22 protein-coding genes and 1 tRNA gene are annotated in these 22735 nt (G+C 70.7%); 3 read left to right on the plus strand and 20 right to left on the minus strand.

Annotated features, from left to right (window positions below; translation table 11 throughout):
* Positions 1 to 15 precede the first annotated feature (15 nt).
* Positions 16 to 885, plus strand: coding sequence for a 3-methyladenine DNA glycosylase (locus tag AC3ANN_RS08955; RefSeq protein ID WP_488340625.1), 870 nt, complete (start codon positions 16 to 18; stop codon positions 883 to 885).
* 1 nt (position 886) lies between these two features.
* Here the strand turns inward: AC3ANN_RS08955 and AC3ANN_RS08960 are convergent, their stop codons facing one another.
* From AC3ANN_RS08960 to rplU, 15 genes are all read right to left on the minus strand, one after another.
* Positions 887 to 2083, minus strand: coding sequence for a glycoside hydrolase family 3 N-terminal domain-containing protein (locus AC3ANN_RS08960; protein ID WP_488340626.1), 1197 nt, complete (start codon positions 2081 to 2083; stop codon positions 887 to 889).
* A gap of 31 nt (positions 2084 to 2114) precedes the next feature.
* Positions 2115 to 3794 carry an acyl-CoA dehydrogenase family protein gene (locus tag AC3ANN_RS08965; protein ID WP_488340627.1) on the minus strand — a complete coding sequence of 560 codons (1680 nt, stop codon included), beginning with the start codon at positions 3792 to 3794 and terminating at the stop codon, positions 2115 to 2117.
* Between the two features lie 16 nt (positions 3795 to 3810).
* Complete coding sequence (locus AC3ANN_RS08970) at positions 3811 to 4923, minus strand: PQQ-dependent sugar dehydrogenase (RefSeq protein WP_488340628.1); 1113 nt, start codon at positions 4921 to 4923, stop codon at positions 3811 to 3813.
* A gap of 41 nt (positions 4924 to 4964) precedes the next feature.
* Complete coding sequence (locus AC3ANN_RS08975; protein WP_488340629.1) at positions 4965 to 5441, minus strand: VOC family protein; 477 nt, start codon at positions 5439 to 5441, stop codon at positions 4965 to 4967.
* 62 nt (positions 5442 to 5503) lie between these two features.
* Positions 5504 to 6280 carry a hypothetical protein gene (locus tag AC3ANN_RS08980; RefSeq protein WP_488340630.1) on the minus strand — a complete coding sequence of 259 codons (777 nt, stop codon included), beginning with the start codon at positions 6278 to 6280 and terminating at the stop codon, positions 5504 to 5506.
* Between the two features lie 119 nt (positions 6281 to 6399).
* Positions 6400 to 6475 (minus strand) — tRNA-Ala (locus tag AC3ANN_RS08985).
* 71 nt (positions 6476 to 6546) lie between these two features.
* A complete protein-coding gene (rsfS, locus tag AC3ANN_RS08990) occupies positions 6547 to 6924 on the minus strand; it encodes a ribosome silencing factor (protein ID WP_488340631.1) in 378 nt (125 codons plus the stop codon).
* A complete protein-coding gene (locus tag AC3ANN_RS08995) occupies positions 6924 to 8144 on the minus strand; it encodes a hypothetical protein (protein WP_488340632.1) in 1221 nt (406 codons plus the stop codon). Before AC3ANN_RS08995 ends, rsfS begins: the two co-directional genes overlap by 1 nt.
* On the minus strand, positions 8141 to 8737 hold the full coding sequence (gene nadD, locus AC3ANN_RS09000; RefSeq protein ID WP_488340633.1) for a nicotinate-nucleotide adenylyltransferase: 597 nt from the start codon (positions 8735 to 8737) through the stop codon (positions 8141 to 8143). The genes AC3ANN_RS08995 and nadD overlap by 4 nt, the downstream gene beginning before the upstream one ends.
* Before the next feature lie 9 nt (positions 8738 to 8746).
* Positions 8747 to 8971 carry a hypothetical protein gene (locus tag AC3ANN_RS09005; RefSeq protein WP_488340634.1) on the minus strand — a complete coding sequence of 75 codons (225 nt, stop codon included), beginning with the start codon at positions 8969 to 8971 and terminating at the stop codon, positions 8747 to 8749.
* 54 nt (positions 8972 to 9025) lie between these two features.
* Entirely contained in the window at positions 9026 to 10285 is a 1260-nt protein-coding gene (locus tag AC3ANN_RS09010; protein WP_488340635.1) for a glutamate-5-semialdehyde dehydrogenase, read from the minus strand.
* Positions 10285 to 11124, minus strand: a complete 840-nt coding sequence (proB, locus tag AC3ANN_RS09015; protein WP_488340636.1) for a glutamate 5-kinase — start codon at positions 11122 to 11124, stop codon at positions 10285 to 10287. Before proB ends, AC3ANN_RS09010 begins: the two co-directional genes overlap by 1 nt.
* On the minus strand, positions 11121 to 12626 hold the full coding sequence (gene obgE / locus AC3ANN_RS09020) for a GTPase ObgE (protein WP_488340637.1): 1506 nt from the start codon (positions 12624 to 12626) through the stop codon (positions 11121 to 11123). Before obgE ends, proB begins: the two co-directional genes overlap by 4 nt.
* 100 nt (positions 12627 to 12726) lie before the next feature.
* Entirely contained in the window at positions 12727 to 12984 is a 258-nt protein-coding gene (gene rpmA / locus AC3ANN_RS09025) for a 50S ribosomal protein L27 (RefSeq protein ID WP_488340638.1), read from the minus strand.
* Between the two features lie 33 nt (positions 12985 to 13017).
* On the minus strand, positions 13018 to 13326 hold the full coding sequence (gene rplU / locus AC3ANN_RS09030; protein ID WP_109211193.1) for a 50S ribosomal protein L21: 309 nt from the start codon (positions 13324 to 13326) through the stop codon (positions 13018 to 13020).
* 155 nt (positions 13327 to 13481) lie between these two features.
* Between rplU and AC3ANN_RS09035 the strand changes: the two genes are divergently transcribed.
* On the plus strand, positions 13482 to 13754 hold the full coding sequence (locus AC3ANN_RS09035; RefSeq protein ID WP_488340639.1) for a DUF4031 domain-containing protein: 273 nt from the start codon (positions 13482 to 13484) through the stop codon (positions 13752 to 13754).
* A 22-nt stretch (positions 13755 to 13776) separates the two neighbouring features.
* On the opposite strand, the gene AC3ANN_RS09040 is transcribed toward AC3ANN_RS09035, so the two are convergent.
* Entirely contained in the window at positions 13777 to 16152 is a 2376-nt protein-coding gene (locus tag AC3ANN_RS09040) for an Rne/Rng family ribonuclease (RefSeq protein ID WP_488340640.1), read from the minus strand.
* Between the two features lie 326 nt (positions 16153 to 16478).
* Between AC3ANN_RS09040 and AC3ANN_RS09045 the strand changes: the two genes are divergently transcribed.
* On the plus strand, positions 16479 to 17102 hold the full coding sequence (locus AC3ANN_RS09045) for a vitamin K epoxide reductase family protein (protein WP_488340641.1): 624 nt from the start codon (positions 16479 to 16481) through the stop codon (positions 17100 to 17102).
* A 15-nt stretch (positions 17103 to 17117) separates the two neighbouring features.
* Here AC3ANN_RS09045 and ndk read toward each other — a convergent pair whose 3' ends face one another.
* From ndk to ileS, 4 genes are read right to left on the minus strand one after another with little or no spacing between them, the layout of a single operon-like run.
* On the minus strand, positions 17118 to 17534 hold the full coding sequence (gene ndk, locus AC3ANN_RS09050; protein WP_488340642.1) for a nucleoside-diphosphate kinase: 417 nt from the start codon (positions 17532 to 17534) through the stop codon (positions 17118 to 17120).
* A gap of 21 nt (positions 17535 to 17555) precedes the next feature.
* Complete coding sequence (locus AC3ANN_RS09055; protein WP_488340643.1) at positions 17556 to 17966, minus strand: DUF4233 domain-containing protein; 411 nt, start codon at positions 17964 to 17966, stop codon at positions 17556 to 17558.
* Positions 17954 to 19312: a bifunctional folylpolyglutamate synthase/dihydrofolate synthase gene (locus tag AC3ANN_RS09060; RefSeq protein ID WP_488340644.1), complete on the minus strand. Its 1359-nt coding sequence runs from the start codon at positions 19310 to 19312 to the stop codon at positions 17954 to 17956. Before AC3ANN_RS09060 ends, AC3ANN_RS09055 begins: the two co-directional genes overlap by 13 nt.
* Positions 19309 to 22695: an isoleucine--tRNA ligase gene (gene ileS, locus AC3ANN_RS09065; RefSeq protein WP_488340645.1), complete on the minus strand. Its 3387-nt coding sequence runs from the start codon at positions 22693 to 22695 to the stop codon at positions 19309 to 19311. Before ileS ends, AC3ANN_RS09060 begins: the two co-directional genes overlap by 4 nt.
* Between the last annotated feature and the right edge of the window lie 40 nt (positions 22696 to 22735).

Raw genomic sequence — 22735 nt, forward strand, 5'->3', positions numbered from 1 at the left:
GCGTATCCTCGTACGGTGACGCTCACCGCCGCCCCCGTCGTGCTCTCACGGGACGAGTGGCGCGCGCGCGAATCGGCCCACGCCGACCGGGCCGACGCGCTCACACGCGCACACCGGGAGCGGGCTTCCCGGCGCGAGGCGCATCCGGTCGAGGACTTCCTCTTCACGTACTACTCGTACAAGCCGGCCGTCCTCAGGCGCTGGCACCCGGGCGAGAGCATCGAGTTGACGGATGCCGCGACCGCTCCTCGCGCGCAGTGGCGGTGGTACCGCTCCGGCGCGACAGCGGGGTCGATCGTCGTCGACGGCGACGCGTTCCGCGCGGAGCGCGGGGCGCTCCTGGCGAACATCGCGACGATCCTGCGCGCGACCCACGGACGGGCACCGGGATTCGGATGCTTCGGCCTGCACGAGTGGGCGATGGTGTACCGCCGGCGCGAGCACCGGCATCCGGTCCCGCTCCGGCTCGGACAGGCCGGCACCGACGCCGTGGTCGAAGCGCACGAGCTGCGGTGCACCCACTACGACGCGTTCCGCTTCTTCACGCCCGAGGCAGCGCCGCGCAACCGCGTCGCACCGACTCGCGACGATCAGCACCTGCGCGAGCAGCCGGGCTGCCTCCACGCAGGCATGGACCTGTACAAGTGGGCAGTCAAGCTCGGTCCGCTCGTCCCGGGCGAGGTTCTCCTCGAGACGTTCGAACTTGCCCGCGACGTGCGCGAGCTCGATATGCGCGCGTCGCCGTACGATCTCTCGGCATGGGGGTATGCGCCGGTGCGGATCGAGGAGCCGGACGGCAAGGCCGAGTACGTGCGGGCGCAGCGCGCGTTCACGGCACGCGGCCAACAGCTGCGCGCTCGGCTTCTCGCCACGATCGCCGGCTGACTCAGCCGGCGGGCTCGCACGTCGCGCATGGCACGAGGCCGCGTCCCTCCGCTGCCAGGGCGAGGCGCAGCGCCATGACCCGTTCGGCGGCCTCCTGCAGGCGTTCGGGCGGAAGCGAGCCCGCTGTGGCGGCCGCGGCGATGCCATCCGCGGTGCGCGGCGCCGTCTCGGGGGTGGATCCCACGACCGTGAGCACCATGTCGTTGCCGGCGGCGACGGATGCCACGGCATTCGCCACCGGGTCGGCATACTGCGGGAGTCGTGAGCCCTGCAGCATGCCGAGATCGTCGGTGATCGCCACCCCGTCGAATCCGAGGTCGTCACGCGCGATGCGATGCCACTCGACCGACAGGCTCGCAGGCGCCGCGTCCACGGCGGTATAGGCGAGGTGCCCGAACATGAGCAATGGCGCCCCGGCCTCGATTCCCGCGGCGAAGGGCATCGCGTCGGCCGAGCGCCACTCATCGAGAGACATCGCCGTCGCCGGGATCGACGAATGCGAGTCGCCCGGCGCCGCACCGTGGCCGGGAAAGTGCTTGAGCGTGGACGCAGCGGTGAGCCCCTCGCCGCGGACGGCGGCAGCGACGCGCTCCGCGGCCGAAGCCGGAGTGGTCCCGAGCGCGCGGCGGTAGATGAACGACGACGAGTCGGAGGTCTCGTCCGCGACGACGCCGAAGTTCACCCCGATGCCCGCGCGGCGCACGAGGGCTGCGCGTCCGGCGAACGCGTCTTCGGACGCCTCGGGCGGCGCGTCCTTGAGGGTGCGCGCGGACGGGAACCCGTCCCATGGCAGGCGTGACACATCGCCGCCCTCCTGATCGATCGCGATGAGCGGCGGGCGGGCGGGGTCGATCGTGAGGGCCGCCGTCAGCGCGCGAAGACTCGCCTCGTCGCCCGGGATGTTCGCCCCCATCAGGATGAAGCCGCCGATCCCGGTGGCCTCCATGTACGAGCGCAGGGCCGCGGCATCCGTCGTCGGAATGTGGCCCATGACGATGCTGGCTGCCTGCTCCTGCACCGACATCGCCGACACGGCCTCTCGGGCTGCGACTGCGAGCCCGTCCGCTTCCGCGGGCTGCACCACGATCTCGGGCGCCGGGGCGTCGGAGTCCGTCGCCTGCGCTGCCGGATGCGCCGCGACGCCGATCGCGAAAGCCACGCCGGCCGCGGCGCCGGCGATCCGCAGTGCCGTCCTCACGCCGCCAGCCTACGCGGGCATGATCGCCGCGTCAGTGGCGCGCGACGATCGCCGCGGCATCCGTACCGGCCGGGAGCACGCCGTACTGCGCACCGCGGTCCTCGCCGAGGCGGGCGGCGATGAACGCCTCGGCATCGCGCGCGGGCGCATGACGCAGCATGAGGGATGCCTGGAACGCGAGTGCCAGGCTCTCGCTGAGCCGTCGGGCCTCGGACTGAGCGTCGGCGGCCTCGGCGCCTGCGAGCCTGCGCAGCAGCCCGAGGGTGCGCTCGACGTGAGAGTCCAGCACGGGCGAGGCGCCGCGCGTCGTGAGGAGCTCGTCGGCGAAGGCCTCACCGGACTCGGCGTCGCGGGTCAGCGCACGCAGCACGTCGAGGGCGATGACGTTGCCCGAGCCCTCCCAGATCGCCATCACGGGCTGCTCGCGGTACCGCCGTGCGAGGGGGAACGCCTCGGTGTAGCCGTTGCCGCCGAGGCACTCCATCGCCTCGTACGCGTGGTGAGGGCCGCGCTTGCACACCCAGTACTTCGACACTGGGGTCGCGAGCCGCCGCAGTGCCACATCGCGGTCGGAAGGGTCGGCCTCGAACAGCTGCGCGAGCCGGAGTCCCGCGAGCATCGCCGCTTCGTACTCCAGCGCGAGATCGGCGAGCACAGCGGTCATCGCCGGCTGATCGACGAGGAGCGCGCCGAACGCCTGACGGCCGCGCGCGTGCCACAGCGCCTCCGCGAGCGACTGCCGCATGCCCGCGGCGGTGCCCAGGACGCAGTCGAGGCGGGTGCGCTGCACCATCTCGATGATCGTCCGCACCCCGCGTCCGGGCTCGCCGAGCACGAAGCCGACGGTGCCGTCGAACTCGACCTCTGCCGACGCGTTCGACCGGTTGCCGAGCTTGTCCTTCAGCCGCTGGATGCGGAACACGTTGCGCACGCCGTGCGGCAGCACGCGAGGCACGAACAGGCACGACAGTCCCTCGTCGGTTGATCCGCGGCGGGTGTGGGCGAGCACGAGGAACGCGTCCGACATCGGGGCCGAGCAGAACCACTTGTGTCCGGTGATCTGGTATGCGTGGCCACCCATCGACTCGCCGACGGTGGTCCCGGCGCGCACGTCCGATCCGCCCTGCTTCTCGGTCATGGCCATGCCGACCAGCGCGCTGCGCTTCTCATCGCCCGGAAGCAGGCGCGGGTCGTAGTCGCGCGAGAACAGGCGGGGCAGCCACTCACCGGCGACCCACGGCGAGCCCTCGATCGACGCCACCGCCGCGTGCGTCATCGAGATCGGGCACGCGTGACCCGGCTCCACCTGGGCGAACAGCATGAACATCGCGGCCCGTGCGGTGTGCGCGCCATCGCGGGGCTCCGCCCACGCCGACGTGTGCGCGCCGCGTGCGATCGCCTCGCCGATGACACGGTGGTACGACGGGTCGTACTCGACCTCATCGAGCCGGAAGCCCCAGCGATCGTGGGCGTGCGCGACCGGTGTGTTCACGTTGGCGAGGTGCGCGTCGCGCTGGAACGACGCGGAGCCCACGAGTCCGCCCGCTTCGCGCAGGCCTTCGTCCGCCCAACCCGCCCCGAAGGAGCCGACCGCCGACCGCAGGACGCCGTTCCCGGAGTATTCGTCGACATCCACGCGCCACGGCGGCTGGTTCTCGACGTAGTGCGTCGCGGCGCCGATGACGCGCTGACCACGTGCGAATGCCGTCATGCGTCTCACCGTAGCGTCAGCCGGCAGGCACGACCGCCACCCGCAACAGCAGGTCGTCCTCAGGGCGGGGGCTGCCCCGACCGTCGGTGTTGTTGGTGAGCACCCACAGCGATCCGTCGCCGACCGCGACGACATCCCTCAACCGGCCCTGTTCGCCGGTGAGCGACGCGACGGGCACCCCCACGAGGGCGCCGTCGCGGGTGTCCACCGCCCACAGCCGCTCGCCGCGCAGCCCGGCGAGGAAGACGGTGCCGCCGAGCGCGGCGATGCCACTCGGGCTCGCCTCATCAGTCGTCCACGCGACGATCGGATCGACGAGCCCTTCGGCGCCGGCGACGCCTTCCACCACCGGCCAGCCGTAGTTCGCACCCGGTTCGATGAGGTTGAGCTCGTCCCACGCGTCCTGCCCGAATTCGCTCGCCCACATCCGGCCGTCCGAGGTCCACGCGATCCCCTGCACGTTGCGGTGCCCCATCGACCAGACCGCGTTGTCCCACGGATTCCCCGGTGCCGGCTCGCCCGTCGGCGTGAGCCGGAGGATCTTGCCGCCGAGCGCGCCCACATCCTGCGCGGCGTCGCGCCGCTGGGCGTCGCCCGTCGTCACGTAGAGGAAGCCGTCGGGGCCGAACGCGAGACGGCCGCCGTCGTGAGTGCTCGCACGCGGGATGCCGTCGATCACGACCTCGGGAGCGCCGAGCTCGAACGATCCGGGTGCGCCGAGCAGCGGCATCCGCACGACGCGGTTGTCGTCCTGAGCGCCGAAGTACGCGTAGAGCAGCGTCTGGCCCCCGCTCGTGTGCAGCGCGAGCCCGTGGAGGCCCGACTCGCCTCCCGCCACGACGCCGTCCACGACGCCGACGTCGCGGAGCGCCCCGTCGGGGCCGAGTTCGCGGATGAGGCCGTCGTCGCGCTGCGAGATGAGCGCCCCTCCCCCCTCGAGCGGCACGATCGACCACGGTGCGGCGAGCCCCGTCGCGAGTGTCGTGACCTGTCCCGCGCGCCACCAGCCGTCCGCGTCGGCGGATGAGGACGGCGCGGCGGATCCCTGCCCGACCGTCGGGTCCGCGGCGGAGGGCACGGGACCGGGCGAGGGCGGACTGCATGCGGATGCCGCGAGCAGCGTCGCCACCAGGCACACCGCCGCGACGACACGGAGCGCGCCGCGCCGCATCATCCGCCCGCGGCCGCGGCCTCGAGAGCCGCGATGTCGATGCGGCGCATGCGCAGCATCGCCTGCACGGACCGGTGTGCGACCTCCTGGTCGGGGTGGCGGATGAGCTCCATGAGCCGATCCGGGATGATCTGCCACGACAGGCCCCAGCGGTCCTTGAGCCACCCGCAGGGCTGCTCCTCGCCGCCGTCGGCTGTCAACGCGTCCCAGTATCTGTCGACTTCCGCCTGGTCGCTGCACGAGACGTACAGCGAGACCGCCTCGGTGAACGGGAACTGCGGGCCCGCGTCCATGCCGAAGAAGTCTCGCCCACCGAGACGGAAGTGCACGTGCATGACCTTTCCGCCCATTCCCGGCACTTCGTCGGGATAGCGCCGCAGCGAGACGATCCGAGAGTCGGGGATGAGCTCCGTGTAGAACGCGACGGCTTGCTCGGCCGCGTCGTCGAACCAGAGGAACGGGGTCACGGCTGTCATGCGTTCACCCTGTCTCACGGCATCCGTCGACGCAATGGGCTGCCGCCGATGCGGCCGGTGGCTCAGACGGCTGGCGGGCGGAAGTAGTCCGAGCCGACCTCGGGCGCCATCGTGAGCGCCAGCCACCCGGGTCGCGTCGCACGAGCCCGCTCCGCGGTCGCCGCGTCGACCTTGTCGCGTTCGAGGAGACGCTGGATGGCCACGTTGCGCTGGGCGAGGATCCGTTCCAGCACCTGCGGGTCTACTTCGCTGATGCTCTGGTCCACGTTGTCGTGCGGGTTCTGCGGCCCGCCCTTGATGACGTTTCCGCGGAGGAACAGCACTGTGGAGACGAGCACGTCGACGAAGATGACGGTGAGCCAGATCCACGACTCCGCCGTGAGCAGCGGGGCCCCGACGGTGAGCGCGATGAGCGCGGTCGAGACCCCCGGAATCACATGCATCAGCGTGTTCGTCCGCTGCGCCGACCGGGCGACGGCGCGCGGACGTCGATGCGCCTGGAACCGGCTCCACGCCACGACGGGTAGGCCGAGGAGGGTGAGGATGCCGACGAACGCGAGGGGAAAGTCGAAGGCGCTGCCGCCGATCGCCCATCGGAGCATCGCCACTGCGCCGATGAGGGGCCCGGCGAGGAGGAACAGGTAGGCGAGCCCTTGCAGGCAGCTGCCGGCAGTGATGCGGGGGCGTTCCGCCGACACAGCCTCTTTCGGAGCGAGCCGCGCGAGAGCGCTCTGGACGTAGGGAGCGTCAGCGAAACCGCGCAGCTCCAAACGCCACCAGTCGACAGCTCCCCATGCGGTCGATCCGTCGACCAAGGGGCTCAAGTCCTTCTCGGGCACGGGATCCATCCTCTGGTGACGCGCATGCGCCTCCACGACACGAGGCGCGTGATCCGCGCGCACCCAAGCTATTGGGTCGGCCGGAGAAAACGAAAACCCCCGGAAGACGGGGGTTCCATTGGTGGACCTGAGGGGACTCGAACCCCTGACCCCCTGCATGCCATGCAGGTGCGCTACCAGCTGCGCCACAGGCCCGGATGCCGTCCCGCGAAGCGCGGGGCAACTCGTCTAGCTTACAACATCTCGCGCGATGCTCCGAACCACGGTCACTCTTCCGCGGCGTGCGCGGGAAGGCTGATCGGCACGACCGGGCAGTCCTTCCAGAGGCGCTCGAGGCCGTAGTACACGCGCTCCTGCTCATGGAAGACGTGGACGACCAGGTCGCCGAAGTCGATCAGCACCCAGCGCGACTCCTCGCGGCCTTCGCGCCGCAGGCGCTTGTGACCGGCTTCGAGCAGCTTGTCCTCGATCTCGTCCGCGATGGCGGCGACGTTGCGCTCGCTGCGACCCGTCACGAGCAGGAAGATGTCGACGAGCGGGAGGGGTCCCGACACGTCGAGGGCGACGAGATCCTCGCCGCCCTTCGCGTCCGCCGCGATCGCGGCGATCTGAAGCATGTCGTGGGACTCCGCGGTCGCGGTCATCAAAGCGCTCCTGTCGCGAACGCGAGGATCAGCACGCCCACGAGCGCGATCGCGAGGACGCCGGCGGTGATCGCGAGCGACATCATGAGCCGACTGCCCTTCTCGGGAGTCGGGGGCTTGATGACCTCGCCGGGCATCTTGACCGTGCTCACCGCGGCGCTCGCGGCGATCGGCGTCGGCGACGAGTGCGACGGCAGCTCGCCGTCGACCAGGGTCGCGTCGATCTCCTTGCCGTCGGCCGTGCCCTTCGCGTGGCCGGTGGAGCCGAGGCCCTCGGGGAGGTTGAACGTCCCCGTCACCAGCACCTCGCCGGTGGCGGTGACGGGACCGACGAGCGGCGACACCTCAGGGGCCTGCGACACAATGAGCGCGTTCGGCACCGAGATGGCCCCGGTGGAGCGCGACAGCAGCTGATCGAAGGAAGCCGGCAGTTCGGGCGCCGCGACAGGAGCGGAGGGTGCCGGGTCGCTGCCGAGCAGGCCTGCGCCGAGCAGCGGGCTGACGACCGCCTTGGGCTGGTCACGCTTCTCCTCCGCGGGTGTGCCGGCGACGCCTGTGCCGAACACGTCTCGGATCGAGGCGTCGTCGGTCTGCTCCGGGGTTCCGGCTGCGGCCGGCTGCGGAACGGGCGTCGCCCCGGCCTCGGTGGGCGCGGGCTGAGGGGCGGCCTCGACGGGGCTAGCCCAGATCGAAGAGTCGGCCGGTTCCCCCGCTTCAGGCGCCTCGCCCTGCGTGCGCGGCAGGCCGAAGAGGCTGTCCACGCCGCTGTCGGTGCTCACAGGGGCGTCCGCGTCCTCGGAGACCGCGAACGGCGAACGCTGCGGCTCGGCGGCCGGCGCCGGGGCTGCCGGCGCGGCGAATGACGGGACGGAGCCGGACGCCGCGGCGTGTGCCGCGACGACCTCGGGGGTGATGACCGGAACGGATGCGGTCCGGATCTTCTCCTGCTGACGCGCCTGGCGACGGGTCAGCGGGGAGACGCCGAGGTCGACGGCGGAGTCCGCCACGGGCGGCGGCGGGATCACGGGCGGCTCCGCAGGGCGCGGGAGCGGCGCCGCGCTCGCCGGCACCGAGGGTGCAGGCTCGTCTGGCGCAGGGGCGGGCGCCGCGTCCTCCGACGGCGGCGTGGCCGTGATGACCGGCGTGGCGCCGGTGTTGCGGATCTCGCGCATCTGCTTGCGCGTGAGGGGTGGCGTTGCCGGGTGCTCGGGTGTACTCATTCCTTGCTCCGGTAGAGGTGATGCTTCGCAATGTATTGGACGACCCCGTCGGGAACGAGGTACCACACCGGGTGTCCTCGTCTCACCCGGTCACGGCAATCCGTGGACGAGATGGCGAGGGCGGGGATCTCGAGCTGGCTGACGTCGTCGCTGGGCAGTCCGTCGGTGTTCAGGACATGCCCGGGGCGTGACACCGCGACGAAGTGGGCGAGGTCCCATAACTCATCATGGTCTCTCCAACTGAGAATTTGCGCTATGGCGTCGGCGCCGGTGATGAAGAACAGCTCCGCATCAGGGCGCAGCGCCTTCAGATCGCGGAGCGTGTCGATGGTGTAGGTCGGTCCTGACCGGTCGATGTCGACGCGGCTCACTGTGAAGCGGGGGTTGGATGCCGTGGCGATCACGGTCATCAGATAGCGGTGCTCGCTCGGCGAGACCTCCTCCTTCTGCCACGGCCGTCCGGTGGGGACGAACACGACTTCGTCGAGCTCGAACCACTGCGCCACCTCACTGGCGGCGACCAGGTGACCGTGATGGATGGGATCGAACGTCCCACCCATGACCCCGATTCGCGGGGCTGCCGTCACCGACATGCAGTCGGCCTAGTGGCCGTGCCCCGCTCGCTGGACGTCGTTCGCGTGCGCCTTGGCGTAGGCGTCGGCCTTGCGCGAGTGGCGGTTGGCGACGTTGCGGTACGACAGCGTCACGAGCGCCAGGCCTGCGAACACCACCATCGCCACGATGCCGTACCCCACGGTCTCGAGTGCGACGTTGCCGTGGTGCTCGGTCTCTTCGGCAGCGAGGGCGATGATCGTGGCGAGTGTCATTCGGGCTCCGTTCGGGTCCGCCTCAAGAGGCGCAGGACTGATCCAGTTTATGCCTCATGCGCGGACTTGTCCGGCACCGCGCGCGAGCCACTTCGAGCTCGTGAGCTCGGCGAGGCCCATCGGACCGCGCGCGTGCAGCTTCTGCGTCGAGATGCCGACCTCGGCGCCGAACCCGAACTCGCCGCCGTCGGTGAAGCGAGTCGACGTGTTGGCCATCACCACCGCCGAGTCCACCTCGGCGAGGAAGCGCGCTTCGCTGGCGGCATCCTGCGTCACGATCGACTCGGTGTGGTGGGTGGAATAGCGGCGGATGTGCGCGAGGGCGTCATCGAGGTCGTCGACCACCCGCATGGCGAGGTCCAGGCTGAGGTACTCGGTCGCCCAGTCGTCATCGGTCGCCGCGGCGACGTCCACCGCGAGCTCCTGCACCGTCGCGTCGCCGTGGACGGTGACGCCCTTCTCCTGCAGCGCCGCGACGACCGGTCCGACGAGCCGCTTGGCGGCGCCGCGGTGGACGAGGACGGTCTCGACGGCGTTGCACACGCTGGGACGCTGCACCTTGGCGTTGACGACGATGTCGCGGGCCCACTCGAGGGGGGCGGTCTCATCGAGCACGATGTGGACGACGCCGGCACCGGTCTCGATGACGGGCACCGAGGACTCCGTCACGACCGTCTCGATGAGCTGGGCGCTGCCGCGCGGAACGAGCACATCCACGATGCCGCGCGCGTGCATCAGCTCGCGCGCGCCCTCGCGGCCGAACTCGTCGACCGTCTGGATCGCCTCGGGGTCGATGCCGCGCGCGGCGAGGGCGTCGCGCATCGCGCCCACGAGGGCGGCGTTGGTGTGCTCGGCGGCGGTTCCGCCGCGGAGCACCACCGCGTTGCCGGACCGCAGCGCGAGGGCCGCGATGTCGACGGTCACGTTCGGACGTGCCTCGTAGATCGAGCCGACCAGGCCGAACGGCACCGCGACCTTGGTCAGCGACACGCCGTTGGCGAGCGTGCGCTCGTCGAGGACGCGCCCCACCGGGTCGGGCAGGGCGGCGATCTCGCGCACCGCGGCCGCCAGCGCCGCGACGCGCGGCTCGTCCAGGCGCAGCCGATCCTGAAGCGCCTCCGACAGGCCGGTCTCGCGTCCGCGCTGCAGGTCCTCCGCGTTCGCCGCGACGATCTCGGGCGCGGCGGCCTCGATGGCGTCGGCGATGGCCAGTAGCGCGTCGCGCTTGGCCTCGTCGCCGAGGAGACCGATCGTGCGCGCCGCCTCCTTGGCGAGCAGCATCCGTTCCCGTGCCGTCGTGGCGGTCATCGTCATCAGCCCAGCCTATCGACGGCGGTGCGCACGGGCCCCGTCGCGGGCGCAGCGGCGGGCTCGGGGTTCGGCTGGAACCACGTGCCGATCTCGGCTCCCGTCAGGGCGTCGCCCACGCGGTCGGCGCTCGTGACGAGGACGCCGATACCGGATGCCGCGGCCAGGCGCGCCGCCGACACCTTGGTCGCTGCTCCCCCGGTGCCGACGCTGTTGACGACGACCGAGCCGAATTCGAACCCGTGCAGGTCGTCGCCGTACCCGACACGCGGGATCGGGAGCGCGCCGGGCTCGTCCGGCGGACGCGTGTAGAGGCACTCGATGTCGCTCAGCAGCACCAGTGCGTCGGCTCCGATCAACTGCGCGACGAGGGCCGCGAGGCGGTCGTTGTCACCGAAGCGGATCTCATGAGTGGCGACCGTGTCGTTCTCGTTGACGATCGGCAGGATGCGAAGCCCCAGCAGCCGCTCCATGGCGCGGCGCGCGTTCGAGCGGTGCGTCGCGTTCTCGAGGTCCCCCGCGGTCAGGAGCACCTGACCCGCGACGATCCGGAATGGTCGCAGCGCCTGCTGGTAGCGGTAGATCAGGACGTTCTGGCCCACCGCCGCGGCCGCCTGCTGCGTCGCGAGGTCGCTCGGGCGCTCGTCGAGCAGGAGGAACGGCATGCCCGTCGCGATCGCACCCGACGACACGAGCACGACCTCGGTCCCGCGTGCGTGGGCCGCCGCCAGGGCGTCGACGAGCGGGCCGATCTTGTGCGCGTTGTCGCCGCTGATCGAGGACGATCCGACCTTGACGACGACGCGACGCGCGTTCGGGATGTCGGCGCGTTCGGCTGCGCTCACTCGCCCTCCTCGTCCTGCGAGACCCTCGCGATCCGCTCGGCCTCGAGCTGTGCGCGGGCCTCGGCCTTGGCATCCATCCGCTCGTGGTACTGCTCGCGGCGCTCATTGCTCGTGCGCCGTCCGCCCTCGTACAGACGCGGGTCGGTGCCGCGCGGCGCGGTCATGAGCTCCGCGGCGGACGAGATCGCGGGCTGCCAGTCGAACACGACGCCGTCGCCCTCGCCGATGACGACGGTCGCGCCCGGCGTCGCGCCGGCGCGGTACAGCTCGGTCTCGACGCCGAGGCGCTCGAGGCGATCGGCGAGGTAGCCGACGGCCTCGTCGTTCTGGAAGTCGGTCTGATGCACCCAGCGCACCGGCTTGTCGCCCAGGATGCGGTAGATGTTCCCGTACGTCCCGCCCTCGACCCGCACCGAGAACTCCTTGTCGGAGCCCTTGGGCCGGATCACGATGCGCTCGGGCGCGGGCGCTGCGGCCAGCTCCGCACGATGCGCAGCGACGATCTCGCCGAGCGCGAACGTCAGCTGGCGGAGACCCTCGTGGCTCACGGTGGAGATCTCGAAGACGCGGTAGCCGCGCGCCTCCAGATCCGGCCGCACGAGGTCGGCGAGATCCTTCGCCTCGGGAACGTCGACCTTGTTGAGTGCGATGACCTGCGGACGCTCCAACAGTGGCGTCTGCCCCTCGGGGACCGGGTAGGCGGCGAGCTCGGCGAGGATCACGTCGAGGTCGCTCAGCGGGTCGCGGCCAGGCTCGAGGGTCGCGCAGTCGAGCACGTGCACGAGCGCCGTGCAGCGCTCGACGTGACGGAGGAACTCGAGGCCGAGTCCCTTGCCTTCGCTCGCACCCTCGATGAGCCCCGGCACATCGGCGATCGTGTAGCGCACGTCCCCGGCCTGGACGACCCCGAGGTTCGGGTGCAGCGTGGTGAAGGGGTAGTCCGCGATCTTCGGACGCGCAGCCGACACGGCCGCGATCAGGCTGGACTTGCCCGCTGACGGGAAGCCCACGAGCGCGACATCCGCGACCGTCTTGAGCTCGAGGACGACATCGCCCTCCCACCCCGGGACGCCGAGCAGCGCGAAGCCGGGCGCCTTGCGCTTGGGATTGGCGAGGGCCGCATTGCCGAGACCACCCTGCCCGCCCGGCGCGACGACGAAGCGCATGCCGGGCTCGATCATGTCGACGAGCGTCTCGCCCGAGGCATCCTTCACCACGGTGCCGACGGGCACCGGGAGCTCGAGCGACTCCCCCGCGGCGCCGGAGCGGTTGTCGCCCATCCCGAAGCCGCCGTTGCCCGCGGAGCGGTGCGGCGAGTGGTGGTACGACAGCAGCGTGGTGACCTGCGGATCGGCGACCAGCACGACGTCGCCGCCGTGCCCGCCGTTGCCGCCGTCAGGGCCTGCGAGGGGCTTGAACTTCTCCCGGCGCACCGAGACGCAGCCGTTGCCGCCCTTCCCCGCGCGCAGGTGCAGCGTCACGCGATCGACGAACGTGACCATGCGTCCCCCTCAGGTGTGGTGTCTCCCCGGTTCGGGGAGGGATAAAGGGAAAGGGCGAGCCGAAGCCCGCCCCCTCCTGGAAGTCTGCGTCCTGCGTGGATTACTCCGCCGCCGCCACGATGTTGACGACCTTGCGGCCGCCCTTCTGACCGAACTGGACCGCACCGGCGGCCAGCGCGAACAGCGTGTCGTCGCCACCGCGGCCGACGTTGGCGCCGGGGTGGAAGTGGGTGCCGCGCTGACGGACGAGGATCTCGCCGGCGTTGACAGCCTGACCGCCGAAGCGCTTCACGCCGAGGCGCTGCGCGTTGGAGTCACGACCGTTGCGGGTGGAGCTTGCGCCCTTCTTGTGTGCCATCTCTGCGTCTCTTCTCTGCCTGCTCGGGCGGACTTACTTGATGCCGGTGACCTTGACGCGCGTGAGGTCCTGACGGTGCCCCTGGCGCTTCTTGTAGCCGGTCTTGTTCTTGAACTTCTGGATCACGATCTTCGGGCCGCGCTCCTCGCCGAGGACCTCGGCCGTGACCGTGACCTTCGCGAGCTTGTCGGCGTCGGTGGTGACGGTGTCGCCGTCCACGAAGAGCACCGCCGGGAGCTCGATCTTGTCGCCGACCTTGGCCGCCTGACGATCGAGGACGACGATCGTGCCGACCTCGACCTTCTCCTGCCGGCCACCGGCGCGCACAACTGCGTAAACCACTTCACACCTGTTTCTTCTGGGAGCGCACGCGCTCGGGATGTCACGAAAGACGTGGCGCGGATTTCTCGACGCACCAAAGGACAACTTTACCAGATGCGCGAACCGACCGCGAAAGCGGACGACCGGTGTCGCGGCATCCTGCGTAGGATCGGCACGTGGCGATCCTGATCGACGACGCGTTGTGGCCCGCCCATGGCCGCCGGTGGGCGCACCTGGTGAGCGATTCCGATCTCGCGGAGCTCCACGAGTTCGCCGCGGCCAACGGCATCCCGCGCCGCGGATTCGACCTCGACCACTACGACGTCCCCGAGGACGCGCACGCGCGCCTCGTCGCCGCGGGCGCGCAGCACGTCAGCGGTCACGAGCTGGTGCGCCGGCTCATCGCGTCGGGCCTTCGCGTGACCGCACGCGAGCGCCGCGGGCGGTGAGGCAACCCGCGGCGCTGCCGCGTCAGTCCTCGGTCGGAGCGTGCGGAACGGGCGTGCCCGTCAGCGCCGCCGTCGTCACGCGTCGGCGCGACCGCCCCTGGCCGGGAGCCTTCGGCTCGGGAAGCGCCTGGAGCACCGAGTCGAGCAGCATGTCCTTCTCGGTCTTGGGTGCCTTGGCGGACGCGTCCTGGCGCTTCTTGCGCTTCTTCGGACGCTCCGCCGCGCGCGCCTCCTCGACGGCGGCGGTCGCCGCGGGGGCGGGCGCCTCGTCGTTGTGATGGATGGTGGATGCCGCGATCTGCGCGAGCGCGGACTTCACGCCCTCGGTGATCACGTGCGTGCCGTTGGAGCCGCCGTTCTGCGCCTGCGGGGCGCCGCCGCGCGAACGGCGACCGGACGACGGCGCCGGAGCAGCGCTGCGGTGCTTGACGACGGGGTCGTGGTGCACGATGAGCCCACGCCCAGCGCACACCTCGCACGGCTCGCTGAAGGTCTCGAGAAGGCCCAGGCCCAGCTTCTTGCGGGTCATCTGCACGAGTCCGAGCGAGGTCACCTCGGCGACCTGGTGCTTGGTCCGGTCGCGGCTCAGGCACTCCACCAGGCGGCGCAGGACGAGGTCGCGGTTGGACTCGAGAACCATGTCGATGAAGTCGACCACGATGATCCCGCCGATGTCGCGCAGGCGCAGCTGGCGCACGATCTCCTCGGCGGCCTCGAGGTTGTTCTTCGTCACCGTCTCCTCGAGGTTGCCGCCCGAGCCCACGAACTTGCCGGTGTTGACGTCGACGACGGTCATCGCCTCGGTGCGGTCGATCACGAGCGAGCCACCGGAGGGCAGCCAGACCTTGCGGTCGAGCGCCTTCTCGATCTGCTCGGTCACGCGGAACTCGTCGAAGGGGTCGTGCTCGCCCTCGAAGCGCTCGACGCGCTCCAGCAGATCGGGAGCCACCGATTCGAGGTACTTCGTGATCGTGTGGTGTGCGTCATCGCCCTGGATGAGCATCTTCGAGAAGTCCTCGTTGAAGACGTCGCGCACGATCTTGACGAGAAGGTCGGGCTCGGAGTGCAGGAGCGCCGGCGCCTGGATCGACTCGATCTGCTTGCTGATGTGCTCCCACTGGTTCGTGAGGCGCTGCACGTCGCGCGTCAGCTGGTCCTCGGTGGCGCCCTCGGCGGCGGTGCGTACGATGACGCCCGACGACTCGGGGAGGACTTCCTTGAGGATCTTCTTGAGGCGCGCACGTTCGGTGTCGGGCAGCTTGCGCGAGATGCCGTTCATGGCGCCGCCCGGCACGTACACGAGGTAACGGCCAGGGAGCGAGATCTGGCTCGTGAGACGGGCGCCCTTGTGCCCGACGGGATCCTTCGTGACCTGCACGAGCACGCGGTCGCCGGTCTTGAGCGCGAGCTCGATGCGGCGCGGCTGGTTGCCGGTCTCGACGGCGTCCCAGTCCACCTCGCCCGAGTAGAGAACGGCGTTGCGGCCGCGCCCGATGTCGACGAAGGCGGCCTCCATGCTCGGCAGCACGTTCTGCACGCGGCCGAGGTACACGTTGCCGATCAGCGAGGCGTCCTGGCTGCGGGCGACGTAGTGCTCGACGAGCACGTTGTCTTCGAGCACCGCGATCTGGATGCGGCCGTTGCGCGATCGCACGATCATGACGCGGTCGACGGCCTCACGCCGTGCGAGGAACTCCGCCTCGGTGACGACGGCTCGACGGCGGCCGGCCTCTCGGCCGTCACGGCGGCGCTGCTTCTTCGCCTCGAGGCGCGTGGAGCCCTTGATGCGCTGCGGCTCGGTGATGAGCTCGACGGCGCGCTGGCGCGGCTGCGCCGGCTCGGAACCGGATGCCTCGTCCTTGGCATCGCCGCCGCGTCGGCGGTTGCGGCGGCGCGAGGTCGACGACGGCGCCGGCTCTGCCTCGGGCTCGCGCTCCGGGCGGTCGGGCAGAGGTGCGATCTCGGGCGCGTAGAAGTGCAGCTGCGTCGACACGGCCGACACGAACACCTCTGGCAGCAGCCCCAGGCTGACGGCGGTCACGGGTCCGGACTCGGTCGCCGGCTCCTCCGCGGGTGCGGCGCTGTCCGCCGCCTCCAGGTCCGCCGCGTCCTCAGCCGGAGCATCCGACGCCGGGCTCTCGACAGCAGCCTCCGCCGGAGCATCCGACGGGACCGGCTCAGCGGTGTCCGTCTCGACATCCGGCGCCGCCGGTGCCGGTGCATCGGACTCGGTCACCTGCGTCGAGGCGATCGTGTCGTCCAGCTCGACCGCCGGTGCCTCGGAGGCGTCGACGCCGTCCTGCTCCCCGGCGGATTCCGTGGGGTCGGCGGGCTCGAAGGCTAGCGGAGCCTCCGGTTCGGTCTGCGGGTCGAATTCTGCATCGTTTCCATCTGCCATCACTGGCGTACTCCCTGCCGGAGCGACACCGCGCGTCGCCCGGCGAAATCTCGTGCGGCGCCGCACCTGCGGTGCCGCGAACTCACTCGGTCTGCAGCGCCATCCAGCTCTCAGCGGATGCCTGCGCTGTCAAGGGCGTTCGTCGCCCTGAAGTCTTCGGTGATGCTCGTCGCGGCGCGGCCGCGCGTCATCGACCCCCATTATCGCACTTCCCCGGCCCGATTGCCCATTCACGGCGCGCCCGCGCGCCCACACGTCCGCGCAAGGCGTCACCGCAGGCTCAGTCAGAGGCATCCGTTCAGCGCTCGGATGCCATAATCCGAGGCATGCCCGAGCAGCAGACCCACACCCGTCCGACGGCACTCGCCGTGTGGCTCGTCATCGCTGGAGTCATCGGATGGTGGGCGGCGTTCTCGCTCACGCTGGAGAAGTTCGAGGCTCTCGCAGATCCGGATGCCATCGCCTCCTGCGACTTCAGCGTGCTCGTCCAGTGCAGCGCGAACCTCGACTCGTGGCAGGGCAGTGTGTTCGGCTTCCCGAACCCGCTCCTCGGTATCGCCGGGTGGATCGTGCCGATCGTGGTCGGCATGGCCATCCTCGCTCGCGCACGATTCGCCCGCTGGTTCTGGTGGGGCTTCTGGGCGGGGATCGCCTTCGCGTTCGGCTTCGTGGTGTGGCTCATCGGGCAGAGCATCTACGCGCCGAATCTCCACACGCTGTGCCCCTGGTGCATGACGACCTGGGCCGTCACGATCCCCACCTTCTACGCGGTGTCGCTCCACGTGGTGCGCGCCGGGCTGATCCCCGCTGGCGCCGGCGTCCGACGAGCGGCGGACAGGCTGATGTCGTGGGTCCCGCTCGCGGCGATCGTGAGCTACGCGATCATCCTTCTGCTGGCGCAGCTGGAGCTGAACGCGATCGTGAACATCTGGCAGACCCTGTTCGGGTGACCCGACCGCTGCGGGTCAGCCGAACCAGATCTCGAGCTCGCGCGCCGCGGATTCCGGGCTGTCGGATCCGTGCACGAGGTTCTGCTGGACCTTCAGACCCCAGTCGCGACCGAAGTCGCCGCGGATCGTGCCGGGCGCAGCGGTGGTCGGATCCGTCGTGCCCGCGAGCGAGCGGAATCCCTCGATCACGCGGTTGCCGGCAAGACGGATCGCGACGGACGGACCGGACATCATGAACTCGAGCAGCGGCTCGTAGAAGGGCTTGCCCTCGTGCTCGGCGTAGTGGCGCTCGAGCGTCGCGCGGTCGGGCTCCGCGAGACGGATGTCGACGAGCGCGTAGCCCTTCGCCTCGATGCGCGCGAGGATCGCGCCCGTCAGTCCGCGGGCGACGCCGTCGGGCTTGACGAGGACGAGGGTCTCTTCGGTGGCCATGCAGATTCTCCGTTCGCCGGTTCAGGCAGGTTCGGGGGGATCGGCCGCGAGCTGCGCGTTGCGACGGTCGATCGCGGCCCCCTTGATGGTCGCATACGCGTACATGCCGCCGAAAATGAGAGCGACGAGCGCGAACGTCGGGACGAGGAATGCACCCAGCGCCACGACGGCCTGCAGCGCCCAGCCGAGCGCGATCCCCCACCGGTAGCGCGTGAAGCGCGTGGTGACGATCATCAGGACCGCCAGGGTCGATCCCGCGACGATCCCCCACCACGGAGCGATCGGCTCGGGCAGCGCCTTGAGTCCGTACACGACGAGGCCGCCGAGGAACGCGACGAGGGACTCGAAGCCGAGCACGATGGTGGCGAGCGACTCCGCCGCACCTCGACGACGACGCACGGGCGACGACGACTCCTCGGTCACGACCGCCACCCGCTCTTCCATTCCTCGTCCGCCGACAGCACGAGTGCCTCACCGGCGAGCACGACCGAACCCGCGATCACGACGGCGCGTCGATCGGATGCCGCAGCCCACGCGCGCGCGGCGTCGGCGGCATCCGCGAGACCTTCATGCACCGTGACCGGCACACCTCGAGCTTCCGCGAGGTCGGCCAGCGCGTCGGCCTCGTTCGCCCGATCGGACTCGGGCGCGGTCGCGAACACGTGCGCGGCGATCGGTGCGAGCGCCGACACGATCCCGTCGGCGTCCTTGTCGGAGAGGATGCCGAGCACGACGCCCCACTCGTCGAAGTCGAACGACTCCCGCAGCGCCGAGACGAGCGCCTGAGCCCCGTGGGGGTTGTGCGCGGCGTCCACGACGACGGTGGGACTCGCGCCCACGAGCTGCAGGCGCCCGGGCGACGTCGCGGCCCCGAGTCCTTCGGCGAGCACGTCGCCCGCGATGGGCTGTGACCCGCCGCCCACCAGGGACTCCACGGCAGCGATCGCGAGGGCGGCGTTGAAGCCCTGGTGCGCCCCGTACAGCGGGAGGTATTCCTCCTCGTAAGTGCCGGCGAGGCCGCGCACCGTGATCTGCTGGCCGCCGACAGCCAGGCGCTGCTCCGCCAGCGCGAAGCCCTCGCCTTCGAACGCGATGGTCGCCCCATGCGCCGCGGCGGCCTCTCGCAGCACCGCCTCGACGGCGGCATCCTGCCGTGCCGACACCACGGCGGCGCCGTCCTTGATGATGCCCGCCTTCACCGACGCGATCTCGGCGACCGTGTCGCCGAGCCGGTCGGCGTGGTCGAGCGCCACAGGCGCGAACACGGCGACATCGCCGTCGGCGGTGTTGGTCGAATCCCACGAGCCGCCCATGCCGACCTCGAGCACGAGCACGTCGATCGGGGCGTCGGCGAACGCCACGAAGGCCAGCACCGTGAGCAGCTCGAAGAAGGTCAGCGGTGCATCGCCCGCGGATTCGAGCTCCGCGTCGACGATGCCGACGAACGGCTCGATCTCGTCCCACGCGTCGGCGACGGCGGCATCGGCGATCGGCTCACCGTCGACCATGATGCGCTCGGTGAACCGCTCGAGGTGGGGGCTCGTGAACAGGCCGGTCCGCAGACCGTGCGCCCGCACGAGACTCTCGATGATGCGGCTCGTCGACGTCTTGCCGTTCGTGCCGGTCACGTGCACGACGCGGTACGTCTTCTGCGGGTCGTCGAGGAGCTCGAGCACACGCCGGGTGCGCTCGACGCGGGGCTGCACCCAGCGCTCCCCCTGCCGCTGCAGCAGCGCCTCGTAGACCGCATCCGCTCGCCGGCGGTCTTTGTCGCTCACGCGGATGCCTCCATCTTCGTGACGGCCACCGTGAACGCGCCGCGGTTGGCGTAGGTGCCCGCGACGAACTCGGCGACGTGGTCGGGCACCGGTTCGGCAGGACGGCTGCCGCGAGGTCCGTAGAGCGCGTGCTCGACGGCCAGGGTCTCGCCGGCCACGTCGGCGGCCTCGAACGCGGATTCGACCGCGACGCGGTCGTCGACGTCGTCGAACGCGAGCTGCAGACGGATGCGGTCGCTGACGTCGAAGGCCGCGGCCTTGCGCGTGTCCTGCACGGCGCGGATGACGTCGCGCGCGAGCCCCTCGGCCTCCAGATCGGGGGTCGTCGTCGTGTCGAGCAGCACGAAGCCGCCGTCGCCGACCAGCGAGATGGCCGTGCCCTCCTCGACTCCCCCGGCCTCGAGCGTCAGGTCGTATTCCCCGTGCTCGAGAGCGATGCCGTCGACGACGACCACGCCGTCGCGCTCCTCCCATACGCCCGCCTTGGCTCCGGCGATGACGTGCTGCACCTGCTTGCCCAGGCGCGGGCCCGCGGCGCGGGCGTTCACCGTGAGGCGCTTGCTGATGCCGTAGCGCTCGGCGAGCCCGTCGCCGAGTTCGACCAGCTCGACCTCCTTGACGTTGAGCTCGTCGCGCAGGATCCCGTCGAACTGCGCGAGGGATGCGGCATCCGTCACCGCGACGGTGAGCTTCGGAAGCGGCAGGCGCACGCGCTTGCCCTCCTTCTTGCGCAGCGCGTTGGCGACGCTCGAGACCTCGCGCACGGCGTCCATCGCGGAGCGGATGTCGGCGGCCTCCGGGAACGCGTCGGCGTCCGGCCAGTCCTCCAGGTGCACGCTGCGCCCGCCGGTGAGCCCCTGCCACACCTTCTCGGCGACCAGCGGGATCAGGGGTGCGGCGACGCGCGTGAGCGTCTCGAGCACCGTGTAGAGCGTGTCGAAGGCCTCGGTGCTCTTCGGGTCGTCGGTCACCCCGACCCAGAACCGGTCGCGCGATCGGCGGATGTACCAGTTCGTGAGCGCCTCGGCGAACTCGCGGAGCTTCGCCGCCGCGAGCGTCGAGTCGAGCCCTTCGAGATCGGTCGCGACGTCGCGCACGAGGTCGCCGGTGAGCGCGAGGATGTAGCGGTCCAACACGTCCGTCGAGTCCGTGCGCCACGACGCCTGGTAGCCCTCGCCGTCCGGGCCCCCGGCTGCGTTCGCGTAGGTCGCGAAGAAGTACCACGCGTTCCACAGCGGCAGCAGGAACTCGCGCACGCCGGCGCGGATGCCCTCCTCGGTCACGACCAGGTTGCCGCCACGGAGCACCGAGCTCGACATCAGGAACCACCGCATCGCGTCGGAGCCGTCGCGATCGAAGACCTCGCTGACGTCGGGGTAGTTCTGCAGCGACTTCGACATCTTCTGCCCGTCGCTTCCGAGCACGATGCCGTGACACGACACCCCGGTGAACGCGGGCCGGTCGAACAGCGCGGTCGACAGCACGTGCATGACGTAGAACCAGCCGCGCGTCTGCCCGATGTACTCGACGATGAAGTCGGCGGGCGAGTGCGCGTCGAACCACTCCTGGTTCTCGAACGGATAGTGTACCTGCGCGTACGGCATGGATCCCGAGTCGAACCACACGTCGAACACGTCCTCGATGCGGCGCATCGTCGACTGCCCGGTCGGGTCGTCGGGGTTCGGACGCGTGAGGTCGTCGATGTAGGGACGGTGCAGGTCCACCTCGCCCTCGGCGTTGCGCGGCAGTCGGCCGAAGTCGCGCTCGAGCTCTTCGAGCGACCCGTACACGTCGATGCGCGGGTGCTCGGGATCATCGCTCTTCCACACCGGGATCGGCGAGCCCCAGTAACGGTTGCGGCTGATCGACCAGTCCCGCGCGCCCTCGAGCCACTTGCCGAACTGGCCGTGCTTGACGTTTTCGGGCACCCACGTGATCTGCTCGTTGTTCGCGAGCAGGCCGTCCTTGATGTCGGTCACCCGCACGAACCAGCTCGACACGGCGCGGTAGATGAGCGGGTTGCGGCAGCGCCAGCAGTGCGGGTACGAGTGCTCGTAGCTCGCCTCGCGCAGCAGACGCCCGTCCTGGCGCAGCTTGCGGATCAGCGGCCGGTTCGCGTCCATCCACAGCTCGCCGGCGACGTCGGTCACCTGGGGCAGGAACCGCCCGCCGTCGTCGAGGCTCATGATGAGCGGGATGCCCGCGGCCTCGGTCACGCGCTGGTCGTCCTCACCGAACGCCGGGGCCTGGTGGACGATGCCGGTGCCGTCGGCGGTGGTGACGTAGTCGTCGGTGAGGATGCGCCAGGCGTTCCCGGTCCCCCAGGCCTCGGCATCCGCGTAGTAGTCGAACAGTCGGTCGTACGAGACGTCCTGCAGCTCGCGACCGACCAGGGTCTGCACGACGGCCTCGCGCGCCGCCTCGGGCGAGTCGTATCCGAGGTCCTTCGCATAGCCCCCGACGAGCTCTTCAGCCAGGAGGTAGCGGTGAGCGTACGCCTCTTCGGGGTCGTCGGCCGAGCCGTCGGGCGCGTGATGCACGTCGGCCGCACCGTTCGGGCCGCCCGGCACCACGACGTAGCGGATGTCGGGGCCCACGGCCAAGGCGAAGTTGGTCGGCAGCGTCCACGGCGTCGTCGTCCACGCGAGCGCCCGCACACCGGTGAGGCCGAGCGACTCTGCCTTCGCGCCGACGAGCGGGAACGTGACCGTCACCGACGGGTCCTGCCGCATCTTGTAGACGTCGTCGTCCATGCGCAGCTCGTGCGCCGACAGCGGCGTCTCGTCGCGCCAGCAGTACGGCAGCACGCGATACCCCTCGTACGCGAGCCCCTTGTCGTGGAGCGTCTTGAACGCCCACAGCACCGACTCCATGTACGAGACGTCGAGCGTCTTGTAGCCGCGCTCGAAGTCGACCCACCGCGCCTGGCGCGTGACGTAGTCCTCCCACTCGCGCGTGTAGGCGAGCACCGACTCGCGCGCCTTGGCGTTGAACGCCGCGACGCCCATCGCTTCGATCTCGCTCTTCTCCGTGATTCCGAGCTGCTTCATCGCCTCGAGCTCGGCAGGCAGCCCGTGGGTGTCCCACCCGAAGACGCGGTCGACCTTCTTTCCGCGCATGGTCTGGAAGCGCGGGAAGAGGTCCTTGGCGTAGCCGGTCAGCAGGTGGCCGTAGTGCGGCAGCCCGTTGGCGAACGGCGGGCCGTCGTAGAACACCCACTCCTCGGCGCCGTCGCGCTGCTCGATCGACGCGCGGAAGGTCTGGTCGGCCACCCAGAACGCGAGCGTCTCCTGCTCGATGTCGGGGAAGCGAGGGCTGGGGACGACGGCGGCGGGCGCCGGGTCGGCGGCCGGCCCGAAGGCGGAGGGGCGGGGGTAGGTCATCATCTCTCGCAGGTGCTCGCTCGGTGCTTCCTGCCGGGAC

It is taken from the genome of Microbacterium sp. STRO-2N (assembly GCF_057747775.1).

Bases quoted from the DNA above. Each gene is read 5' to 3' on its own strand.
- AC3ANN_RS08965 (WP_488340627.1), bottom strand. From the start codon at position 3,794: ATGACGGCATTCGCACGTGGTCAGCGCGTCATCGGCGCCGCGACGCAC.
- AC3ANN_RS08975 (WP_488340629.1), bottom strand. From the start codon at position 5,441: ATGACAGCCGTGACCCCGTTCCTCTGGTTCGACGACGCGGCCGAGCAA.
- rsfS (WP_488340631.1), bottom strand. From the start codon at position 6,924: ATGACCGCGACCGCGGAGTCCCACGACATGCTTCAGATCGCCGCGATC.
- AC3ANN_RS08995 (WP_488340632.1), bottom strand. From the start codon at position 8,144: ATGAGTACACCCGAGCACCCGGCAACGCCACCCCTCACGCGCAAGCAG.
- nadD (WP_488340633.1), bottom strand. From the start codon at position 8,737: ATGTCGGTGACGGCAGCCCCGCGAATCGGGGTCATGGGTGGGACGTTC.
- AC3ANN_RS09005 (WP_488340634.1), bottom strand. From the start codon at position 8,971: ATGACACTCGCCACGATCATCGCCCTCGCTGCCGAAGAGACCGAGCAC.
- AC3ANN_RS09010 (WP_488340635.1), bottom strand. From the start codon at position 10,285: ATGACGATGACCGCCACGACGGCACGGGAACGGATGCTGCTCGCCAAG.
- obgE (WP_488340637.1), bottom strand. From the start codon at position 12,626: ATGGTCACGTTCGTCGATCGCGTGACGCTGCACCTGCGCGCGGGGAAG.
- rpmA (WP_488340638.1), bottom strand. From the start codon at position 12,984: ATGGCACACAAGAAGGGCGCAAGCTCCACCCGCAACGGTCGTGACTCC.
- AC3ANN_RS09040 (WP_488340640.1), bottom strand. From the start codon at position 16,152: ATGGCAGATGGAAACGATGCAGAATTCGACCCGCAGACCGAACCGGAG.
- AC3ANN_RS09045 (WP_488340641.1), top strand. From the start codon at position 16,479: ATGCCCGAGCAGCAGACCCACACCCGTCCGACGGCACTCGCCGTGTGG.
- ndk (WP_488340642.1), bottom strand. From the start codon at position 17,534: ATGGCCACCGAAGAGACCCTCGTCCTCGTCAAGCCCGACGGCGTCGCC.
- ileS (WP_488340645.1), bottom strand. From the start codon at position 22,695: ATGACCTACCCCCGCCCCTCCGCCTTCGGGCCGGCCGCCGACCCGGCG.